Source organism: Ideonella oryzae (assembly GCF_024055665.1).
GTDB lineage: Bacteria > Pseudomonadota > Gammaproteobacteria > Burkholderiales > Burkholderiaceae_C > Ideonella > Ideonella oryzae.
The window spans coordinates 1-1,421 of sequence record NZ_JAMXMC010000029.1; the positions used below are offsets into that span (position 1 = coordinate 1).

At 65.4% G+C, this 1,421-nt stretch carries 1 protein-coding gene; it reads right to left on the reverse strand.

Annotation, left to right across the window (positions count from 1 at the left end):
• A partial coding sequence (locus M0L44_RS21940; protein WP_252772314.1) for an electron transfer flavoprotein-ubiquinone oxidoreductase occupies positions 1 to 1,421 on the reverse strand: 1,421 nt, incomplete at both ends.

Here is a 1,421-nt window from a genome sequence, read left to right on the forward strand (position 1 = left end):
ACCCAGACGATGTTCTGGGTCGGGTCCTTGATGTCGCAGGTCTTGCAGTGCACGCAGTTCTGGGCGTTGATCACCAGCTGGTCGGCGCCGTCCTTGTTGACGAACTCGTAGACCCCGGCCGGGCAGTAGCGGCTCTCCGGTCCGGCGAACTTGGCCAGGTTCACCTTGACCGGCACCGAAGCATCTTTGAGCGTCAGGTGCGCCGGCTGGTTTTCCTCATGGTTGGTGTTGCTGATGAACACCGAGGAGAGCCGGTCAAAGGTCAGCTTGCCATCGGGCTTGGGGTAGTCGATCTTCGGGCACTCGGCCGCCGGCTTCAGGTACAGGTGGTCGGCCTGTTGGCGGTGGATCGTCCAGGGCGGGATGGTGATGCCCAGCTTGGGCAGCAGCCACTGCTCGATGCCGGTCATCAGCGTGCCGATGGTGTTGCCCTTCTTGAACCATTGCTTGAAGTTCTTGGCCCGCATCAGCTCGGTGTGCAGCCAGCTCTGCTCGAAGGCCACCGGGTAGTCGCCCAGCTCATCCTGGGCGCGGCCGGCCTGCAGTGCATTGAAGGCCGCTTCGGCGGCGAGCATGCCGGTCTTGATGGCCGCGTGGCTGCCCTTGATGCGCGAGGCGTTCAGGGTGCCGGCATCGCAGCCCACCAGGGCGCCACCCGGGAAGACCAGCTTGGGCAGGGACAGGATGCCGCCGGCCGTGATGGCTCGTGCGCCATAGCCCAGGCGCTTGCCGCCCTCGATGTGGGTGCGGATGGACGGGTGGGTCTTCCAGCGCTGCATCTCCTCGAAGGGCGACAGCCAGGGGTTCTTGTAGTCCAGACCGACCACGTAGCCCAGTGTGACCTTGTTGCCCTCCAGGTGGTAGAGGAAGCCGCCGCCATAGGTCTCGCTGTCCATCGGCCAGCCGGCGGTGTGCACCACCAGACCGGGCTTGGCCTTGTCCGCCGGCACTTCCCACAGCTCCTTGATGCCGATGGCGTAGCTCTGCGGGTCGCGGCCATGGTCCAACCGGTACTTGGCGATCAGCTGCTTGCCCAGGTGGCCGCGGGCGCCCTCGGCGAAGATGGTGTACTTGCCCAGCAGTTCCATGCCCAGCTGGAAGTTCTCGGTGGGTTCTCCATCCTTGCCGATGCCCAGGTTGCCGGTGGCCACGCCCTTGACGCGGCCCTGTTCGTCATAGACCACCTCCGCGGCGGAAAAGCCCGGGAAGATCTCCACGCCCAGGGCCTCGGCCTGCTCACCCAGCCACTTGGTGACTGCGCCCAGGCTGATGACGTAGTTGCCCTGGTTGTGGAAGCATTCCGGCAGCAGGCCGTGCGGGGTCTGCTTGGCGCCGGTCTCCGACAGGAACAGCACCTCGTCCTCGGTGACGGGCTGGTTCAGCGGCGCGCCCAGTTCCTTCCAGTTCGGGAACAACTCGGT